The following is an 18,813-nucleotide window of genomic DNA, read 5'->3' on the forward strand; positions in this document are numbered from 1 at the left end:
AAACAGCGCGTCAGTTGGACAGGATACGCAGAAGATTGGAAAAATCCTCCATGAATCTCGCATCGCTTTCCTTGAGTTCCTGTACTTTCCGGCAGGCATGCAGCACCGTGGTGTGATCCCGCCCGCCGAACATCTGGCCGATCTCCGGCAGACTGTGGCTCGTCAACTCCTTGGACAAGGCCATGGCAATCTGGCGCGGCCGGGTGAGGGAGCGCGTGCGCTTGTTCGACAACAGATCGGCCTGGCGGATCTTGAAATACTCCGCGACGGTCTTCTGAATGTTTTCCACGTTGATCATCCGATCCTGTAACGCGATCAGATCCCGCAATGCCTCCTTGGCGAACTCCAGCGTAATCGGACGGCCGGTGAATTGCGCATTGGCGAGGACGCGGCGGAGCGCGCCCTCCAGCTCGCGGATATTGGAGCGGATGCGCTTGCCGATGAAAAAAGCGACCTCCGGCGACAAATCGGTCCCGGACTGCTGCGCCTTGCTCATGAGAATGGCAACCCGGGTTTCCAGATCGGGCGGCTCGATGGCCACTGGCAGGCCCCATCCGAACCGGGACTTGAGTCGCTCTTCCAGCCCCTTGATCTCTTTCGGATAACGGTCGCAGGTCAGCACCACCTGGTGCTTGTTTTCCAGCAGCGTATTGAATGTGTGGAAAAACTCCTCCTGCGAGCGCTCCTTGCCGGCAAAAAACTGGATATCGTCGATCAGGAGGGCATCGACGGTGCGGTAAAACTCCTTGAAGGCATTGATCGCATTATGCTGCAGCGCCTTGACCATGTCGGAGACGAAGCGCTCCGAATGCAGGTAGACGATGTTGGCGGCCGGATTACCGCGGAGAATTTCATTGCCGATGGCGTGCATCAGATGGGTCTTGCCCAAGCCGACGCCGCCATAGATGAACAAAGGATTGTAGGTGCGCCCCACGCTCTGGGCCACCTGCAATGATGCCGCCTTGGCCAGCTGGTTGGACTTGCCTTCGACGAAATTGCCGAACGTAAAGGCGCTGTTGAGGTTGTTCGGCACCTGCTTGCGCGCCGGGCCAACCTTCTTGGGTGGATTCGCGGGCCGAACCTGGGCCGCCTCGGCGGAGCGGGAACCGATCTCCAGCACCACGCTGGGAATGGATGCCAGGTTCTGTTCGGACACGACTTCCTCGATCTTCCCGATGAAGTGCTGCTTCACCCAGTCGAGAACGAACCGGTTCGGCGCCAGCAGACGCAGCTCGGATCCTTCCTCTACGGCCTGCAACGGCCTGATCCAAGTATTGAATTGCTGCGGAGGAAGCTCGCCTTCAAGCTTGCTGATGCAGTGACTCCAGAGCATGCTCATCGGGGGATATCCTCGGAAACGGGTAGGGGCGGGCTAAACCCGGAAGGGGGAGGATATTCTACCGGAAAATGAACTCGCGCCCAGATTCTTGACGCCGAACGACCCGCACCATATGATTGCGCTCTTTTTCTTTTTGCCACCCCCGGCACCGAGCAGGACAGATCATGAAAAGAACGTATCAACCGAGCAAGATCAAGCGCGTGCGCACCCACGGCTTCCGCGCCCGCATGAAGACCCGCGGCGGTCGCGCCGTCCTCAGCGCCCGCCGCGCGAAAGGGCGCAAAAAGCTTTCGGTCTGATGGAACGGCCCGTTCCCGGCCAAGGGTACGGGTTCCCCAGATCCCACCGATTGGTCAGCCCCGTCGAGTTCCGTTCCGTATTCGAGGAGGCCTTCCGCTCCTCGGACTCATGGCTCACGGTGCTGGCCCGCCCCAACGACCGGGCCCACGCGCGGCTCGGGTTGGCGCTATCCCGGAAACAGATTCGGAAGGCCGTCGACCGCAACCGGATCAAGCGGCTGGTTCGTGAATCGTTCCGTTGCCGCCAAGCCGAACTCGGCGCCTTCGATTATGTCGTCATGGCCCGCACGCCGGCAACCGCCGTGAATTCCGCCGTGCTGCGGCGCGCCCTGGAAAAACATTGGCTCAGATTGACCCGACGATGCAGCGACTCTTCATCGCCTTGATCCGACTCTACCAGTACCTGCTCAGCCCTTGGGTCGGTCACCATTGCCGATTCTTCCCTACATGCTCGAATTATGCCATAGACGCCATCGAGCGCTTTGGCGCGATGCGCGGAGCATACCTTACAATACGGCGGCTCCTGAAATGCCACCCCTGGCATCATGGCGGCATCGATCCGGTCCCGGAAAAACTTGGAAAACAATAATGGATAACCTACGGTTTGTGCTCTTCGTCTTTTTCATATTCCTGAGCTTCCTGCTGTGGCAGCAGTGGCAGATCGACTATGGCCCGAAACCCGAAGCCGTGGCCCAAACCGAAAACGCCACCCCCGGCCCGGCGGGCGATCTCCCGCAACGGCCAAGCGAAGACGTGGCCGACGGAGCGGTACGCGCCGAACCCCCGACGCGGGAGGGCAGCCGACGCATCCAGGTCCGCACCGACGTCATGAGTCTGGAAATCGACACCCGCGGCGGCGATCTTCGCCAGCTCGACCTGCTGAACTACCCTGTCAGCAAGGACCGGCCGGATCAGCCGGTACGCCTGCTGACCGACCAGGGCGACATCTTCATCGCCCAGAGCGGCTTCATCGGCGCAACGCAGCAGGCTCCCACCCATCACAGCGTCTGGCATGCCGAGGCCAGCGAATACCGGCTGCAGGATGGCCAGGACGTCCTGCGCGTCCCCCTCACGTGGACCGACGGCCAAGGCGTCACGGTCACCAAGACCTATATCTTCCGGCGCGGCGCCTACCTGATCGATATGGAACAAACCATCGATAACCGCTCGGGCTCTAACTGGTCGGGCCGCCAGTACATGCAGCTTCAGCGCAAGGAACCGACCGGCGCTCAGGAAGACTCGCAATTCATCCGCACCTACACCGGCGGCGTCTTGCATACGGCGGACAAGAGCTACGAGAAGATCACCTTCAAGGACATGGCGGACGGCAACCTCGACCTCAAATCCCGGCAAGGCTGGATCGCGATGATCCAGCACTACTTTCTCGCGGCATGGATTCCGCCCGCCGAGGACGAGTCGACGTTCTACACCAAGGCCTTGGCCGATCGCGTCTTCGTGATCGGCGCCTACTCCCCCGCGACCGACGTCCCGGCCGGGAGCAGCCAGACCCTCAAGGCCCGATTGTTCGCCGGCCCCAAGCTGCAGCACGTGCTGGAAGGCATCGCGCCCGGCCTCGAACTGACCGCGGACTTCGGGATTCTGACCGTCATCGCCAAACCCATCTACTGGCTGCTGGAGAAGTTCCACAGCTATTTCAACAACTGGGGCTGGGCCATCATCTTCGTGACCTTGGTCATCAAGGCGCTGTTCTTCAAGCTCTCCGAAGCCAGCTACCGCTCCATGGCCAACATGCGAAAGCTGCAACCCAAGCTGGTGGAGCTGAAAGAGCGCTACGGCGAGGACCGCCAGCGCTACAACCAGGCCATGATGGAGCTGTACCGCAAAGAGAAGGTCAACCCGCTCGGCGGCTGTCTCCCGATCCTGGTGCAGATCCCGGTATTCATCTCACTGTACTGGGTGCTGGTCGAAAGCGTGGATCTGCGCCAGGCGCCGTTCCTGCTCTGGCTGAACGACCTCTCCTCCAAAGACCCGTACTTCGTCCTGCCGCTGATCATGGGCGTGTCCATGTTCATCCAGCAGCGCCTGAATCCGCCACCGACCGATCCGATCCAGGCCCGTGTGATGCAGTTCTTCCCGCTGATCTTCACGGTATTCTTCCTGTTCTTCCCGTCGGGTCTGGTGCTGTACTGGGTGGTCAACAACATTCTGTCGATCATGCAGCAGTGGTATATCACCCGCCAGATCGAGAAACCGTCTGCGGCCAGGGCCTGATCTTTGACTCAGCGATGGTCGCTCCCGAACGCGACGCCATCGCCGCGATCGCCACGCCGCCGGGTAAGGGCGGCGTCGGCATCGTCCGAATCTCCGGCGCAGAGCTCGGCCCGATCCTAAGCGCCATGCTCCACCGCCCGCCGCGTCCGCGTTGCGCCGAATTTCGCCGCTTCCTCGACGCCGACGGCGGCACCATCGACAGCGGTATCGCGCTGTATTTTCCAGCCCCCCGCTCATTCACCGGCGAAAACGTCCTCGAACTGCACGGCCACGGCGGCCCGGTGATTCTGGATCTCTTGCTGAGGCGCGCGCTGCAACTGGGATGCCGGCTCGCCCGTCCGGGAGAGTTTTCCGAACGTGCCTACCTGAACGGCAAGCTGGATCTTGCCCAAGCCGAAGCCATCGCCGACCTGATCGACAGCAGTACGACCGAAGCCGCGCGTGCCGCCCAGCGCTCCCTGCAGGGCGAATTTTCCGCCCATATCCACCGTCTGCTGGAGCGCCTGATCCAGCTGCGCACCCATGTCGAGGCCGCCATCGACTTCAGCGACGAAGACATCGATTGGCTGGAGGACACCGCCATCGGCTGCGGTCTCGCCGAATCGCTGGACGACCTCCAGGCCATCGAACGCAAGGCACACCAAGGCGCGTTGCTACGTGAAGGGCTCACGGCAGTGATCGCAGGGCGGCCCAATGCCGGCAAATCGAGCCTGCTCAACGCACTGTCCGGACGCGACTCGGCGATCGTGACCGAGATTCCGGGCACCACCCGCGACATCCTGCGCGAATCGCTCCAGGTCGGCGGCCTCCCCTTGCATGTCATCGACACCGCCGGCCTCCGCGACAGCGAGGACCCGATCGAACGCGAAGGCATCCGGCGCGCGCATGAAGCGCTCGACAACGCCGACTGCATTCTGCTGGTCATCGACGCCCGTCACCCCGAGGCCAGCGACGAACTGCTGACCGGCCTGCCGGAGGCTATCCCGATCATCAGGATATTCAACAAGATAGACCTGACAGGCGACCAGGCTTCCCTCGTCACCTCCCAAGACACCACCACCGTCCATCTCTCCGCCCAAACCGGAGAAGGTATCGACCTGCTGAGGCAGGAACTCGCCCGCCGCGCGGGGTACGAAAGAGGAACCGAAGGCCTATTCAGCGCCCGCCGCAGGCACCTGGACGCGATCCAACGAGCCCATGCAGCCTTGGTCAACGCTCGCCTTTACCTGGGGACGAAAACTGCCGAACTCATGGCCGAGGAACTTCATGCCGCTCAAAAAGCCCTCGGCGAGATCACCGGCGAATTCACCAATGAGGACCTGCTGAGCCGGATATTCGCCAGTTTCTGCATCGGAAAATAACAAGCCTTCCGACCTGTTCCGCACGATACCGATAACCCATTGAGAGCCCGCGAAAATGCGGGCTTTTTGTTCCATTGTCGGTTTGTGTGTTCCGCGTAAATCCGCTTAAATGCGTACCCATAGGTGCGCCCATGATGGAAAGCGGTGCTCCCGTGACGAGGCGGCGGTGTGCCCTGACCCTAAACCTGCTGGCAAGGCTTACCAGTCCGCCGACGGGGGCGGACTGTTCGTGGAAGTCATGCCGGGCGGCGCAAAGGTGTGGCGGTTTCGCTACCGGTTGGGTGGGCGCGGCAGCAAGCAGGAAAAGGTCACGCTGGGCAACTATCCCACTGACCTGGCGCCGGTCTACGTCCTCAATCAAGCCGGGCACGAAGTACATGCCCGCACAACCCGGCCTGGTTGATCCTGTCCAACCACCCCGCCCGCTCCGGCGGGCTGGGGTTCTTGATAGCGAGGCGAGCATGAAGACGGAACTTATTGAGGCTATCAGGCTGCTCAAACAATCCAAGCAGTTCGACCAGGCGGCGCGACGGGGGCTGGCTTGGGCGGCGGGCTGGGATCGGGGCTGGCCAGCGGAATGAGGTGACCCTCGCGCTCGCGGTACTCGCCCAGCGAATGGCGGTTGGGGTGGCGGATCGCCTTCGGCATCCGCCCTACTTGCTCATGCGGCTGTACGCTGGATGTTGGGGGCGGGACGCTGGCGGGCTTGCCAGAGGTCGTAGTCGGACTGCATGCGAAGCCAGGTTTCGGCGGTGGGGCCGCTGATCCAGGCTTCCAGCCGTAGTGCCATGCCGGCGGAAATCGCGGCCTTGCCGTGCAGGATTCGGGACAGGGCGACGCGCGATACGCCGAGCTGCCGCGCGGCTTCGGTGACGCTCAAGTCCAGTTCGGGGAGCACGTCTTCTTTCAGGATGGCCCCAGGGTGGGGCGGGTTGTGCATCGTCATGGTGGTGCCTTGCTCAGTGATAGTCCTGGTAGTCGACCAGAACGGCGTCTTCGCCTTCAAAGCCAAACGTCAGACGCCAGTTTCCGGAGACCTTGACGGCCCACAGACCGGTTCTGTTGCCCTTGAGGGGGTGCAGCCGCCAGCCGGGGAGGTTCATTTCGTCAGACGTCCTCGCGGCGTTCAATACCGCCAGTTGGCGGCCCAGCTTGTCCGCATGGTCCGCCTGAATGCCGGTTTTGGCTCCTGACTCGAAGAAGGCTTGAAGCCCCTTGTGCCGGAAGCTCTTGATCATGGTATGACTGTATAGTGAGGCGATACATTCCGCAATAACGCGGGAGAGGCGGCCCGTCCGCGCGGCAGGCCCGCAAGCCGGGTGCATAAGTTCAGAAACATTTGGCAATCCTCTGAGTGTGGAGGAGCGTCATGCAAGTCAAGCACATCGGATACGGCATCCGGGGGTTTTACCGGATAGCTGCTTGGGGACAACTTTGGGGGATGATCCCGAAAGATGCCCAACGACGTTTTGACATCCTCACGTTCTGGGACAAGCACGGGCTAGCAGCCACACGCGAGGCCGGCTTCAATCCGGCGGCGCTGGCCGCAAAGTGCTGCGCACCATGCGCCAGTCGACGGCGCTTTTTTGTGTCCGTCGATGCTCTACGGCGGGCGGTGCGGGGCACGGTACGTCCGTGGCCGGTTCCTTGGTGCCGGTTTTCCACCCTCGCATCGTCCGTCACCCTTGCGGCGTGACAACCGCTGGTGACGGTTCCCAAGCAACCCAAGGAGCCAACACCATGACATCCTTTACCAAGGGCGCGGTTCGACTGCGGTCGGCGAGCCCTGTCGAGCCGCGCTCACCGGACACGCCAGTGACGGCTCCGTCTTCGCCGGTGACGCGGTGTGGCCGGGTGACGCTGGGGGTGAACCTGTTGCAGGGCGCCAGCGTGCAGCCTGAGCCGGTCCGCTGGCTGTGGCCGGGCTGGCTGGCGAAAGGCAAGCTGCACGTCATCGCCGGGCAGCGTGCTGATCTGGTCCGGCGAGGACGACGTGAGGGACACCCTGATGCCTCGCCTTGGTTCGACTACGCTCACCAACCATGCTGGGCATCTCGCACTTCTCCAAGGGGTCGGCGGGCCGTGATCCGCTGGAGCGGGTGACCGGCTCACTGGCGTTCGGGGCGCTGGCCCGGATCGTGTTCGCGGCCTTCAAGCGGTCGGAGGAGGACGGCGGCGGGCGCTGCCTGGCGCGGGTGAAGTCGAACCTCGGGCCGGACGAGGGCGGCTGGGTCTGGTCGCTGTGATACGAAGATCAGCGCCCGATGGAATAGCCTGGGGCGCTGATGTCGGGTACGTTGGTGCCTGGGTAGGTGCGGTACAGGATGGCACCGCCGCCTAAGTTGGGCTTCAGGACATAGCCCGGCGGCCCGTAATCCGGAACGGAGGTGCCTGGGTAGGTCGGGTGAATGCTGATGGGTGGCGCCAGCAATGGCTGGATGCGCTGGCGTGACCGTTCAGAGATGTCGTTCAACTGCTTGATATAGTCACGAGAGATGGCTTCGCCTCTCGCTCTGTACTCTTCAAGCATTTGTCCGTGGTCATCGAATTTGTCCAAAAACTCGCCGGCGCAGGCCGGTTGAGAGGGGTCGAGCGTGAATGCCAGCGTCAGGAACAATCCGCCAAGAAAGTTTTGTGCGTGGTGGCTCATGATACAGTCCTCATTCTTCTCCTCCTTACTCACAACACCCACCTTGCGAGTGGCGTCTTGTGGGCTGGGATGGCCGGATTGCGGTCGATCCGAAGGCGATCGCCAGACAAGACGGGGCGCGTGTCATCGCTGATGGTGACCTCGCCGCGCATGGATTATCCGGCATATTCGACATTGAAGACGATATTCCTACAACAGTGGACATGGACGCTGGCCGACTGAAGCGAGCCTCCCGCAACCGCTGGCGGGAGGCAATCGAACGGCTTGCCTATCGCGAAGCGAGTACGGAATGATTGGCTGAGGGCACGCCACTCGCAGGGCGAGTACTGCGGGCAGCCCGCGCCTTCCAGCCGCCACGCCGCGCCAGATCACCGTCTTCGATGACGACGTCTACAGGTCGATGGGCCCGTACAGCTCGCCGAACAGAGCTTTCTTTAGCACGTCCGTCGGCGTCCGCTCCAGCTCCGCCGCTATCTCCGGTGGAAACCACGGTTCCCCGGTCTCCTCGTCCTCCGGGCTCTCCTCCGAATTCTCCTCCGGAAACTCCAGCAGCTCCGCCAGCGTGATCTCCTCGATCTCCTGCCGCAGCGCGTTCAACCGGCCCACCTTCTCCATGCCCTTCAGCCGCTGGAACGCCGGCCTGGCGCTCGCCGCCGCGAAGCTCTCCGTCACCGCCGCGTTGATCATTTTGGCGAACGCCGTCAGATACTCGTCCAGATCGCCCGCCGCTCGCAGCGACTCCCGCAGCGACGGGTTCTTGTCCTTCAGTGCCTGATCCACCATCCGTTTGTAACGGTTCAGCGTGCCCATGTGCCGTACTCCTCTTGTGTGGTTCGCCACTCTGCGCCGTGCCCGCTTCGCGAGTGGCAGAAGAAACCCAAGCCTCGATCTCGGCGGCAGGCGTCATGCCCTCGGCATCGAAGCTCGGGAAATATCTGACGCCCTCATACCACGACCGCAGATAAGGCCGGGCAGCCTCACCCAGATCGTCCATCATCGCCTTGGCATAAGCCGCGAACGATCGCGCGCCCGCACAGGTAGGCGGGGGCTACAGAAATGACCGCGCGGGCGGGCAATGGTTGAAAAGTGTTCCCAGGTGCGGCCCCTTGAGTTACGAAAGTTCGCTTGATTTTGCATCATCCGTCGGCCCTCTTCGCGATCAATTATTCCACCGCCCCGAGCGCCGCTTCCTGCCCGGCGCCGAGAATCGCATTGAACGGCGCCACGAACCGCTGGGCCTCACTCCGCACGAAGTCCTCGAAAGCGGTTGCCGTCGCCGTCAAGCGCTTGCCCGCCCGGTGCACGATGTACCACTGCCGCATGATGGGAAAAGCTTCCACGTCCAAGATCACCACCCGTCCGTCGGCAAGCTCACGCTCGACGGTGTGTATCGACACCAGCCCGAGCCCCAAGCCAACCTCGACCCCCTGCTTGATCGCACCATTGGTATTCATTTCCATGCTCGCAACGATCCGCACGCCTCGTTCGGCGAAAAACCGTTCGACCGAATTTCGGGTACCCGATCCCTGCTCTCGCATGAGAAACGTCTCGTTACGCAAATCTTCTAGGCGTATGCCTTTTTCGCCGACACGCGGATGACCGGCCGGCGCAATGATGACCAATGGATTGTCCATGAACGCTTCGGCCACCAGATCCAGCTCTTCCGGCGGCCGCCCCATCAGCACCGTATCGACCTCATTGTCCTCGAGCATCCGCAACAGTCCCTGGCGGTTGGTCACTTTGAAATTCACCCGTACTTTCGGATAGGACTTGCAGAAATCCGCCAACAACCTGATCGCGAAATAGTGCACCGTGCTCGCTACTGCGACGACGAGCCGCCCCCCTTCGGTGCCTTTCAATTCCTCGATGAGCTGCTCGGCCTCTTCGAGCTGCAGCGAAATCTGCCGACTCAGACGGTACAGCTCCTCGCCCGCACGGGTCAGAAAGATCTTTTTCCCCAGACGTTCAAACAGAGGCAGCCCGATGCTTTCCTCAAACTGCTTGATCTGCATCGATACGGCGGGCTGAGTCAGATAGAGCTCTTCGGCCGCCCGCGTGAAACTCAGCCGCCGCGCGACACGCTCGAACACCTTCAACTGTCGCAGGGTAATGTTCATGGATAATTTATATTTATTCTTTTGTTAAGAGAGATTGATTTTCTCTTATCATAGATTGCCGATACATTAGGCGGCCCTGCACGACATGGGCCGTTTCACCGCGGTACACAATTGGAGGCTGCGCCGGTTTCCAGGCGTGACAAGATGGAATTTACTGAGGGATAATACATTGTTTCGGAATTTTCCACGCATCCCAGCGAGCAGACAACACTAGAAGGAGACCGACATGCGGACGCGAAGAGAGTTAGCAAATGCCATACGAGCCTTGAGCATGGATGCCGTGCAGAAGGCGAACTCGGGCCATCCGGGGGCGCCGATGGGGATGGCGGACATTGCCGAGGTGCTGTGGAACGACTACCTGCGCCACAATCCGGCCAATCCCCAGTGGCCCAACCGCGACCGCTTCGTGCTGTCCAACGGCCACGGCTCGATGCTGATCTACTCCCTGCTGCACCTGACCGGCTACGCTCTGCCCCTCGAGGAACTGCAGAACTTCCGCCAGCTCCACTCCAAGACCCCCGGCCATCCCGAATACGGCTACACCCCCGGCGTCGAGACCACCACCGGTCCCCTGGGGCAGGGCATCACCAATGCGGTGGGCATGGCCCTGGCCGAGCGCACCCTGGCCGCCCAGTTCAACCGCCCCGGCCACACCATCGTCGACCATTACACCTACGTGTTCCTGGGCGATGGCTGCCTGATGGAAGGCATTTCCCACGAGGCCTGCTCGCTGGCCGGCTCGTTCAAGCTGGGCAAGCTGATCGCCTTCTACGACGACAACAACATCTCCATCGACGGCGAAGTCCGCGGCCACGGCGACACGCCGGGCTGGTTCCTGGACGATACCCCGAAGCGCTTCGAAGCCTATGGCTGGCATGTGATCCCGGTCGTCGACGGCCACGATCCGGAGGCCGTGAAGGCCGCCATCGAGGCAGCCCGCGCGGTCACCGACAAGCCGTCTTTGATCTGCTGCCAGACCATCATCGGCTGGGGCTCGCCCAACAAGCAGGGCAAGGAAGACTGCCACGGCGCCCCCCTCGGCACCGACGAAGTCGCCCTGGTACGCGAAACCATCGGCTGGCCGCATCCGGCCTTCGAGATTCCGGCCGACATCTACGAGGCCTGGAGCGCGCTCGAATGCGGCGCCAAGGCCGAAAGCGAATGGAACGACCGCTTCGAGAACTACCGCCGCGACTATCCCGAGCTGGCCGCCGAGTTCGAGCGCCGCATGGCGGGCGAACTGCCCAAGGACTGGGCCGAGAAAGCCGCCGCCTTCATCGCTTCCGTCAACGAGAAGGCCGAGACCATCGCCACCCGCAAAGCCTCCCAGAACGCCCTCAACGGCTTCGGGCCCTTGCTGCCGGAACTCTTGGGCGGTTCCGCCGACCTCGCCGGCTCCAACCTCACCCTGTGGTCCGGCTGCAAGAACGTCAATGCACCCGGCCACGACGGCAACTACATCAACTACGGCGTGCGCGAGTTCGGCATGTCCGCCATGATGAACGGCATCGCCCTGCATGGCGGCTTCAAGCCCTACGGCGCCACCTTCCTGATGTTCTCCGAGTACGCCCGCAATGCGCTACGCATGTCGGCGCTGATGAAGATCCCGGTGATCTATGTCTACACCCACGACTCCATCGGCCTGGGCGAGGACGGCCCCACCCACCAGCCGGTCGAGCAGACCGCCACTCTGCGCCTGATTCCCAACATGCAGGTCTGGCGCCCGTGCGACGCGGTGGAATCGGCGGTGGCCTGGAAGTGCGCCATCGAGCGCAAGGACGGCCCCTCCGCCCTGATCTTCTCGCGCCAGAACCTGCCGCACATGCCCCGGACGCCGGAACAGATCGCCGCCATCACTCACGGCGGCTACGTCCTGGTCGACTGCGCCGGCACCCCCGACGCCATCCTCCTGGCCACCGGCTCGGAAGTCGAGCTGGCGGTGAAGGCGGCCGAAGCCCTGACCGCCAAGGGCAAGCAGGTCCGCGTGGTGTCCATGGCCTCCACCAACGTGTTCGACGCCCAGGATCAGGCCTACCGCGACAGCGTGCTGCCGCCCGCCGTGACCCGCCGCATCGCCATCGAGGCCGGTGTCAGCGATGGCTGGTGGAAATACGTCGGCAGCCATGGCAAAGTCATCGGCCTGGACCGCTTCGGCGAATCCGCGCCGGCCGCCCTGCTGTTCAAGACTTTCGGCTTCACCGTCGACAACGTGGTCGGCCAGGTCGAGGCCTTGTTCTAAACGCCATCTCGAGAGGGCATCCCATGGCATTGATCAGCCTGCGTCAACTGTTGGACCACGCCGCCGAGCACGGCTATGGCCTGCCGGCGTTCAACGTCAACAACATGGAGCAGATCAAGGCCATCATGGAAGCCGCCTCGGCCGTGGACGCCCCGGTGATCCTGCAGGGCTCGGCCGGCGCGAGGGCTTATGCCGGCGAGCCGTTCCTGCGCCACCTGGTGCTGGCCGCCATCGACATGTATCCGCACATCCCGGTGTGCATGCACCAGGATCACGGCGCCTCCCCGGCGGTGTGCATCCGTTCCATCCAGTCCGGCTTCAGTTCGGTGATGATGGATGGCTCCTTGCTGGAGGACATGAAAACACCGGCCAGCTATGCGTACAATGTTGAGACCACCCGCAAGGTGGTCGACATGGCGCATGCCTGCGGCGTGTCGGTGGAAGGCGAACTCGGCTGCCTGGGCTCGCTGGAGACCGGCCGGGCAGGGGAGGAGGACGGCCACGGCGCGGCAGGCGAGCTGGAGCACTCGATGCTGCTGACCGATCCGGACGAGGCGGCGGATTTCGTCCGCCAGACCCAGGTCGACGCCCTGGCGATCGCCATCGGCACCAGCCACGGCGCCTACAAGTTCACCCGGAAACCCACCGGTCAGGTGCTGCGGATCGACCGGGTCAAGGCGATCCATCAGCGGATTCCCACTATCCATCTGGTGATGCACGGCTCGTCTTCGGTGCCGGAGGACTGGGCGCAGATGATCAACGACTACGGCGGCGCGATCGGCCAGACCTACGGCGTGCCGGTCGAGGAAATCGTCGAGGGCATCCGCCATGGGGTCCGCAAGGTCAACATCGATACCGATCTGCGCATCGCGTCCTATGGCGCCATGCGCAAGTTCATGGTCGAGGACAGGAAGAACTTCGACCCGCGCAAGCTCTACAAGGCCGCGCAAACCGCCATGACCGCGATCTGCCGGGCCCGTTACGAGGCCTTCGGCGCCGCCGGCCAGGCATCCAAGCTCAAGCCCATGCGCCTGGAGGACATGAGCTTGGCGTATGCCCGGGGCGAACTGGACCCGATCGTCCGCTAGCGCGGCCGAGCTTTCATACCCACTGACAAGACTTATGGGGGAAAACCACGTGAAGAAAACATTCTCGACCTACACTGTGTTCGCAGCCCTGCTGCTGGCCGCCCCGCTCGCGGGAGCCGCTGAATATCCGCCCGACTTCAAGCCGTCGGTGATCTATCAGGATCCCAGCCTGATCGGCAAGCACGACGCGGCTCCCGCAGCCGCCGCGCCGGCGGCCAAGCCCCAGGCGGCACCGGCCGCACCGGCCGCCCCCGCCAGCAAGGCGGCGCCAGCCCCCGAAACCGCACCCAGCACCGCGAAACCCGCCGCCCAGGACACCGGCTCGGATTATTACCTGTTCGGCGGCGTGGTCGTGGCCCTGATCGGCTTCGTGGTCTGGAGCAGCCGCCGTCCGGCGCCCGCCCGCCCGGCCGCCGCCGCACCGGCCGCCGCAGCACCAGCCGGCGCCACGGGCGTCGCCCAATACCTGCAGGCCCAGGGCCTCTCGGCCGGGGCCGCCGAAACCGGTGTCGCCAAATACCTCAAGGCGCTGCCGGAGCCCGTCCGGGGCGCCGAAACCGGCGTGGCCAAGTACCTCAAGAGCCTGCCGCTGCCCGAAGTGGCCGCCGCGGTCGAAACCGGTGTCGCCAAGTACATCAAGAACCTGCCCAAGCCCACCATCGTGGCAACGGGCGAAACCGGCGTCACCAAATACCTGAAAAGCCTCAACGGCTGAGCCCTCGGGGGAGCGGGCCGCATTGACAGCGGCCCCCTCACTCTTTACAGTTGGGAAATTGTGCGTTTAGCAAACGCCTCTCAAAAAACCACGACCCACTCTCTTTATCGCTACTTTTTTTGATCGGAGGAGATCTCATGGCAAGACCATTGATTCAGCTCGCACTGGATACGCTGGACATCCCGCAGACCTTGAAGCTCGCAAGCCTTACCGCGCCTTATATCGACATCTTCGAGATCGGTACCCCGAGCATCAAGCACAACGGCATCGCCTTGGTCAAAGAGTTCAAGAAGCGCTTCCCCAACAAGCTGCTGCTGGTCGACCTCAAGACCATGGACGCCGGTGAGTACGAAGCCGAGCCGTTCTTCGCCGCCGGCGCCGACATCACCACCGTGCTCGGCGTCGCCGGCCTGGCCACCATCAAGGGCGTGATCAATGCCGCCAACAAGCACAACGCCGAAGTCCAGGTCGACCTGATCAACGTCCCCGACAAGGCCGCCTGCGCCCGTGAGTCCGCCCGCGCCGGCGCCCACATCGTCGGCATCCACACCGGCCTCGACGCCCAGGCCGCAGGCCAGACGCCGTTCGCCGACCTCCAGGCCATCGCCAAGCTGGGCCTGCCGGTCCGCATCTCCGTCGCCGGCGGCATCAAGGCTTCCACCGCCCAGCAGGTCGTCAAGACCGGCGCCAACATCATCGTCGTCGGCGCCGCCATCTATGGCGCCGCCTCCCCCGCCGATGCCGCGCGCGAGATCTACGAACAGGTCATCGCCGCTTCCGTCTGACGGGACTTGCGCATGCATCAGAAACTGATCATAGACAAAATCTCCAGCATCCTCGCTGCCACCGATGCCGGCTATGATGCAAAACTGACTGCCATGCTCGACCAGGCCTCCCGCATCTTCGTCGCGGGGGCCGGCCGGTCGGGACTGGTCGCCAAGTTCTTCGCGATGCGCCTCATGCATGGCGGCTATGACGTCTTCGTCGTCGGCGAAATCGTCACCCCCAGCATCCGCAAGGGCGACTTGCTGATCGTGATCTCTGGCTCCGGCGAAACCGAAACCATGCTCGCCTTCACCAAGAAAGCCAAGGAGCAGGGCGCATCCATCGCCCTCATCTCCACCCGCGACAGCTCCTCCCTCGGCGACCTCGCCGACACCCTCTTCCGCATCGGCTCCCCCGAGCTCTTCGGAAAAGTCGTCGGCATGCCCATGGGCACCGTCTTCGAGCTCTCAACCCTCCTCTTCCTCGAAGCCACCATCTCTCACATCATCCATGAGAAAGGCATCCCCGAAGAAGAAATGAGAACTCGTCACGCTAACCTGGAATAAAAGGCAAAGCCTGTGGCAGTCCTCCCTTCTGCTCAGGCTCTTGCCCTTCAGGTACGCCCCACGCTTGGCGCTCCGGGCTCAACCCAAGCCCATGCGGCCAAGACGGGCAAGTACGCCAGCGGGAAGGCCAAAGAACACACCGAGAGCGCAGCGTCGCTAATGCCACTGCGTGAAGCCTGTGTGGGAAGATGACATCCCGACTTGGAAACATTCTCGTGATTGCTGGCAGCACCCGATACTTTAAGAAATCTTTAGGAGTCCACAATGTCGAAAAACCTGCTTGACCAACTCCGCGAAGTCACCGTCGTCGTAGCCGACACCGGAGACATCGAAGCAATCGAGAAATTCAAGCCACGTGACGCGACCACCAATCCCTCGCTGATCACCGCTGCCGCCCAGATGCCGCAATATCAGGATATCGTCGACGATACCTTGAAGGGCGCACGTCAAACTCTGGGGGCTGATGCTTCGGCCGCCCGAGTGGCGAATCTCGCTTTCGACCGTCTGGCCGTCTCTTTCGGCTTGAAGATCCTGCAGATCATCGAAGGACGCGTGTCCACCGAGGTGGATGCCCGCCTCTCCTACGACACCGAGGGCACCATCGAGAAGGCGCGCGAGATCATCAAGCAATACGAAGCCGCCGGGGTTTCCAAAGAGCGCGTCCTGATCAAGATCGCCGCCACCTGGGAAGGTATCGAGGCCGCTGCCGTGCTGGAAAAGGAAGGCATCCACTGCAACCTGACTCTGTTGTTCGGTCTCCACCAGGCCATCGCCTGCGCCGAAAACGGCATTACCCTGATTTCACCTTTCGTCGGCCGCATTCTCGACTGGTACAAGAAGGAGACCGGACGCGAATCCTACGCCCCGCATGAAGATCCAGGCGTCCTGTCCGTGACCCAGATATATAATTATTATAAGAAGTTCGGTTACAAGACCGAAGTCATGGGCGCCAGTTTCCGCAATATCGGCGAAATCACCGAGCTGGCCGGGAGCGACCTGTTGACCATCGCGCCTTCCCTGTTGGCCGAGCTGCAAGCGACGGAAGGTGAATTGCCGCGCAAGCTGGATCCCATCAAGGCGAAGGACTACCCGATCGAGAAAATCCACGTCAACAAATACACTTTCGACAAGATGCATGCGGAAAATCGCATGGCCAACGAGAAGCTGGAAGAAGGTATCCAAGGCTTCACCAAGGCACTCGAACAGTTGGAGAAGTTGCTGGCCGATCGCTTGGTCCATCTGGAAGCGGCATAAGGTAAGGGGCCGTCGCAACGGGAACACCCGTTGCGACGGTCTTGTTTCCCTTCCGAATCCCACTACGCCGCCCCTTGAATCGCCGCTAAAGCGTTCGCATCCGGCATTAGCCCACTGATTCCGTTTTTTCACCCAAATAATAAGAGGATATCTATCATGCCTCCACGTCGAGAACTCGCAAATGCCATACGAGCCTTGAGCATGGATGCCGTGCAGAAGGCGAACTCGGGCCATCCGGGGGCGCCGATGGGGATGGCGGACATTGCCGAGGTGCTGTGGAACGACTACCTGCGCCACAATCCGGCCAATCCCCAGTGGCCCAACCGCGACCGCTTCGTGCTGTCCAACGGCCACGGCTCGATGCTGATCTACTCCCTGCTGCACCTGACCGGCTACGCTCTGCCCCTCGAGGAACTGCAGAACTTCCGCCAGCTCCACTCCAAGACCCCCGGCCATCCCGAATACGGCTACACCCCCGGCGTCGAGACCACCACCGGTCCCCTGGGGCAGGGCATCACCAATGCGGTGGGCATGGCCCTGGCCGAGCGCACCCTGGCCGCCCAGTTCAACCGCCCCGGCCACACCATCGTCGACCATTACACCTACGTGTTCCTGGGCGATGGCTGCCTGATGGAAGGCATTTCCCACGAGGCCTGCTCGCTGGCCGGCTCGTTCAAGCTGGGCAAGCTGATCGCCTTCTACGACGACAACAACATCTCCATCGACGGCGAAGTCCGCGGCCACGGCGACACGCCGGGCTGGTTCCTGGACGATACCCCGAAGCGCTTCGAAGCCTATGGCTGGCATGTGATCCCGGTCGTCGACGGCCACGATCCGGAGGCCGTGAAGGCCGCCATCGAGGCAGCCCGCGCGGTCACCGACAAGCCGTCTTTGATCTGCTGCCAGACCATCATCGGCTGGGGCTCGCCCAACAAGCAGGGCAAGGAAGACTGCCACGGCGCCCCCCTCGGCACCGACGAAGTCGCCCTGGTACGCGAAACCATCGGCTGGCCGCATCCGGCCTTCGAGATTCCGGCCGACATCTACGAGGCCTGGAGCGCGCTCGAATGCGGCGCCAAGGCCGAAAGCGAATGGAACGACCGCTTCGAGAACTACCGCCGCGACTATCCCGAGCTGGCCGCCGAGTTCGAGCGCCGCATGGCGGGCGAACTGCCCAAGGACTGGGCCGAGAAAGCCGCCGCCTTCATCGCTTCCGTCAACGAGAAGGCCGAGACCATCGCCACCCGCAAAGCCTCCCAGAACGCCCTCAACGGCTTCGGGCCCTTGCTGCCGGAACTCTTGGGCGGTTCCGCCGACCTCGCCGGCTCCAACCTCACCCTGTGGTCCGGCTGCAAGAACGTCAATGCACCCGGCCACGACGGCAACTACATCAACTACGGCGTGCGCGAGTTCGGCATGTCCGCCATGATGAACGGCATCGCCCTGCATGGCGGCTTCAAGCCCTACGGCGCCACCTTCCTGATGTTCTCCGAGTACGCCCGCAATGCGCTACGCATGTCGGCGCTGATGAAGATCCCGGTGATCTATGTCTACACCCACGACTCCATCGGCCTGGGCGAGGACGGCCCCACCCACCAGCCGGTCGAGCAGACCGCCACTCTGCGCCTGATTCCCAACATGCAGGTCTGGCGCCCGTGCGACGCGGTGGAATCGGCGGTGGCCTGGAAGTGCGCCATCGAGCGCAAGGACGGCCCCTCCGCCCTGATCTTCTCGCGCCAGAACCTGCCGCACATGCCCCGGACGCCGGAACAGATCGCCGCCATCACTCACGGCGGCTACGTCCTGGTCGACTGCGCCGGCACCCCCGACGCCATCCTCCTGGCCACCGGCTCGGAAGTCGAGCTGGCGGTGAAGGCGGCCGAAGCCCTGACCGCCAAGGGCAAGCAGGTCCGCGTGGTGTCCATGGCCTCCACCAACGTGTTCGACGCCCAGGATCAGGCCTACCGCGACAGCGTGCTGCCGCCCGCCGTGACCCGCCGCATCGCCATCGAGGCCGGTGTCAGCGATGGCTGGTGGAAATACGTCGGCAGCCATGGCAAAGTCATCGGCCTGGACCGCTTCGGCGAATCCGCGCCGGCCGCCCTGCTGTTCAAGACTTTCGGCTTCACCGTCGACAACGTGGTCGGCCAGGTCGAGGCCTTGTTCTAAACGCCATCTCGAGAGGGCA

22 protein-coding genes are annotated in these 18,813 nt (G+C 62.8%); 16 read left to right on the forward strand and 6 right to left on the reverse strand.

Features of this window, described 5'->3' with window-relative positions:
* Positions 1 to 10 precede the first annotated feature (10 nt).
* Positions 11 to 1,339: a chromosomal replication initiator protein DnaA gene (gene dnaA, locus GNH96_RS01955; protein WP_169601780.1), complete on the reverse strand. Its 1,329-nt coding sequence runs from the start codon at positions 1,337 to 1,339 to the stop codon at positions 11 to 13.
* Positions 1,340 to 1,503: 164 nt separating this feature from the next.
* On the opposite strand from dnaA, the gene rpmH reads away from it, so the two are divergent.
* The 6 genes from rpmH to GNH96_RS01985 all read left to right on the forward strand — a co-directional run bounded on the left by rpmH (position 1,504) and on the right by GNH96_RS01985 (position 5,634).
* Positions 1,504 to 1,638, forward strand: a complete 135-nt coding sequence (gene rpmH, locus GNH96_RS01960; protein ID WP_169601783.1) for a 50S ribosomal protein L34 — start codon at positions 1,504 to 1,506, stop codon at positions 1,636 to 1,638.
* Positions 1,638 to 2,024, forward strand: coding sequence for a ribonuclease P protein component (rnpA, locus tag GNH96_RS01965; protein WP_169601785.1), 387 nt, complete (start codon positions 1,638 to 1,640; stop codon positions 2,022 to 2,024). Before rpmH ends, rnpA begins: the two co-directional genes overlap by 1 nt.
* Positions 2,000 to 2,227 (forward strand): membrane protein insertion efficiency factor YidD, encoded by a 228-nt coding sequence (yidD, locus tag GNH96_RS01970; protein WP_169601787.1) that lies wholly within the window; start codon positions 2,000 to 2,002, stop codon positions 2,225 to 2,227. The genes rnpA and yidD overlap by 25 nt, the downstream gene beginning before the upstream one ends.
* A complete protein-coding gene (yidC, locus tag GNH96_RS01975; protein WP_169601789.1) occupies positions 2,227 to 3,870 on the forward strand; it encodes a membrane protein insertase YidC in 1,644 nt (547 codons plus the stop codon). The genes yidD and yidC overlap by 1 nt, the downstream gene beginning before the upstream one ends.
* Before the next feature lie 14 nt (positions 3,871 to 3,884).
* Entirely contained in the window at positions 3,885 to 5,231 is a 1,347-nt protein-coding gene (gene mnmE / locus GNH96_RS01980; RefSeq protein WP_169601791.1) for a tRNA uridine-5-carboxymethylaminomethyl(34) synthesis GTPase MnmE, read from the forward strand.
* Positions 5,232 to 5,397: 166 nt separating this feature from the next.
* Complete coding sequence (locus GNH96_RS01985) at positions 5,398 to 5,634, forward strand: Arm DNA-binding domain-containing protein (RefSeq protein ID WP_223163452.1); 237 nt, start codon at positions 5,398 to 5,400, stop codon at positions 5,632 to 5,634.
* Positions 5,635 to 5,892: 258 nt separating this feature from the next.
* Here the strand turns inward: GNH96_RS01985 and GNH96_RS01990 are convergent, their stop codons facing one another.
* Positions 5,893 to 6,177 (reverse strand): HigA family addiction module antitoxin, encoded by a 285-nt coding sequence (locus tag GNH96_RS01990; RefSeq protein WP_169601795.1) that lies wholly within the window; start codon positions 6,175 to 6,177, stop codon positions 5,893 to 5,895.
* Positions 6,178 to 6,190: 13 nt separating this feature from the next.
* Positions 6,191 to 6,469, reverse strand: a complete 279-nt coding sequence (locus tag GNH96_RS01995; protein WP_169601797.1) for a type II toxin-antitoxin system RelE/ParE family toxin — start codon at positions 6,467 to 6,469, stop codon at positions 6,191 to 6,193.
* Between the two features lie 131 nt (positions 6,470 to 6,600).
* On the opposite strand from GNH96_RS01995, the gene GNH96_RS02000 reads away from it, so the two are divergent.
* Positions 6,601 to 6,927, forward strand: coding sequence for a hypothetical protein (locus GNH96_RS02000; protein WP_169601799.1), 327 nt, complete (start codon positions 6,601 to 6,603; stop codon positions 6,925 to 6,927).
* Positions 6,928 to 7,249: 322 nt separating this feature from the next.
* A complete protein-coding gene (locus GNH96_RS02005; RefSeq protein ID WP_169601801.1) occupies positions 7,250 to 7,477 on the forward strand; it encodes a hypothetical protein in 228 nt (75 codons plus the stop codon).
* Positions 7,478 to 7,485: 8 nt separating this feature from the next.
* Here GNH96_RS02005 and GNH96_RS02010 read toward each other — a convergent pair whose 3' ends face one another.
* A complete protein-coding gene (locus GNH96_RS02010) occupies positions 7,486 to 7,881 on the reverse strand; it encodes a hypothetical protein (RefSeq protein ID WP_169601802.1) in 396 nt (131 codons plus the stop codon).
* A gap of 59 nt (positions 7,882 to 7,940) precedes the next feature.
* Here GNH96_RS02010 and GNH96_RS02015 point away from each other — a divergent pair, with 59 nt between their 5' ends.
* On the forward strand, positions 7,941 to 8,174 hold the full coding sequence (locus GNH96_RS02015) for a hypothetical protein (protein WP_169601804.1): 234 nt from the start codon (positions 7,941 to 7,943) through the stop codon (positions 8,172 to 8,174).
* Between the two features lie 97 nt (positions 8,175 to 8,271).
* Here the strand turns inward: GNH96_RS02015 and GNH96_RS02020 are convergent, their stop codons facing one another.
* Together GNH96_RS02020 and GNH96_RS02025 are read right to left on the reverse strand one after the other, a co-directional pair.
* Positions 8,272 to 8,691: a hypothetical protein gene (locus GNH96_RS02020; protein WP_169601806.1), complete on the reverse strand. Its 420-nt coding sequence runs from the start codon at positions 8,689 to 8,691 to the stop codon at positions 8,272 to 8,274.
* Between the two features lie 353 nt (positions 8,692 to 9,044).
* A complete protein-coding gene (locus tag GNH96_RS02025) occupies positions 9,045 to 9,998 on the reverse strand; it encodes a LysR family transcriptional regulator (RefSeq protein WP_169601809.1) in 954 nt (317 codons plus the stop codon).
* A 226-nt stretch (positions 9,999 to 10,224) separates the two neighbouring features.
* Between GNH96_RS02025 and tkt (GNH96_RS02030) the strand changes: the two genes are divergently transcribed.
* From tkt (GNH96_RS02030) to tkt (GNH96_RS02060), 7 genes are all read left to right on the forward strand, one after another.
* Positions 10,225 to 12,237 (forward strand): transketolase, encoded by a 2,013-nt coding sequence (tkt, locus tag GNH96_RS02030; protein WP_169601811.1) that lies wholly within the window; start codon positions 10,225 to 10,227, stop codon positions 12,235 to 12,237.
* A 23-nt stretch (positions 12,238 to 12,260) separates the two neighbouring features.
* The gene (gene fba / locus GNH96_RS02035; RefSeq protein ID WP_169601813.1) at positions 12,261 to 13,325 is read left to right on the forward strand and encodes a class II fructose-bisphosphate aldolase; all 1,065 of its coding nucleotides are present in this window, start codon (positions 12,261 to 12,263) and stop codon (positions 13,323 to 13,325) included.
* 49 nt (positions 13,326 to 13,374) lie between these two features.
* Positions 13,375 to 14,040 carry a hypothetical protein gene (locus GNH96_RS02040; RefSeq protein ID WP_169601815.1) on the forward strand — a complete coding sequence of 222 codons (666 nt, stop codon included), beginning with the start codon at positions 13,375 to 13,377 and terminating at the stop codon, positions 14,038 to 14,040.
* A gap of 137 nt (positions 14,041 to 14,177) precedes the next feature.
* Positions 14,178 to 14,825 carry a 3-hexulose-6-phosphate synthase gene (gene hxlA, locus GNH96_RS02045; protein WP_169601817.1) on the forward strand — a complete coding sequence of 216 codons (648 nt, stop codon included), beginning with the start codon at positions 14,178 to 14,180 and terminating at the stop codon, positions 14,823 to 14,825.
* A 12-nt stretch (positions 14,826 to 14,837) separates the two neighbouring features.
* Positions 14,838 to 15,371: a 6-phospho-3-hexuloisomerase gene (gene hxlB, locus GNH96_RS02050; RefSeq protein WP_169601819.1), complete on the forward strand. Its 534-nt coding sequence runs from the start codon at positions 14,838 to 14,840 to the stop codon at positions 15,369 to 15,371.
* Positions 15,372 to 15,635: 264 nt separating this feature from the next.
* Complete coding sequence (locus GNH96_RS02055; protein WP_169601822.1) at positions 15,636 to 16,625, forward strand: transaldolase; 990 nt, start codon at positions 15,636 to 15,638, stop codon at positions 16,623 to 16,625.
* Positions 16,626 to 16,781: 156 nt separating this feature from the next.
* Positions 16,782 to 18,794, forward strand: coding sequence for a transketolase (tkt, locus tag GNH96_RS02060; protein WP_169601824.1), 2,013 nt, complete (start codon positions 16,782 to 16,784; stop codon positions 18,792 to 18,794).
* Positions 18,795 to 18,813: the final 19 nt, after the last annotated feature.

Origin of the sequence: Methylococcus geothermalis (assembly GCF_012769535.1) — a bacterium.
GTDB lineage: Bacteria > Pseudomonadota > Gammaproteobacteria > Methylococcales > Methylococcaceae > Methylococcus > Methylococcus geothermalis.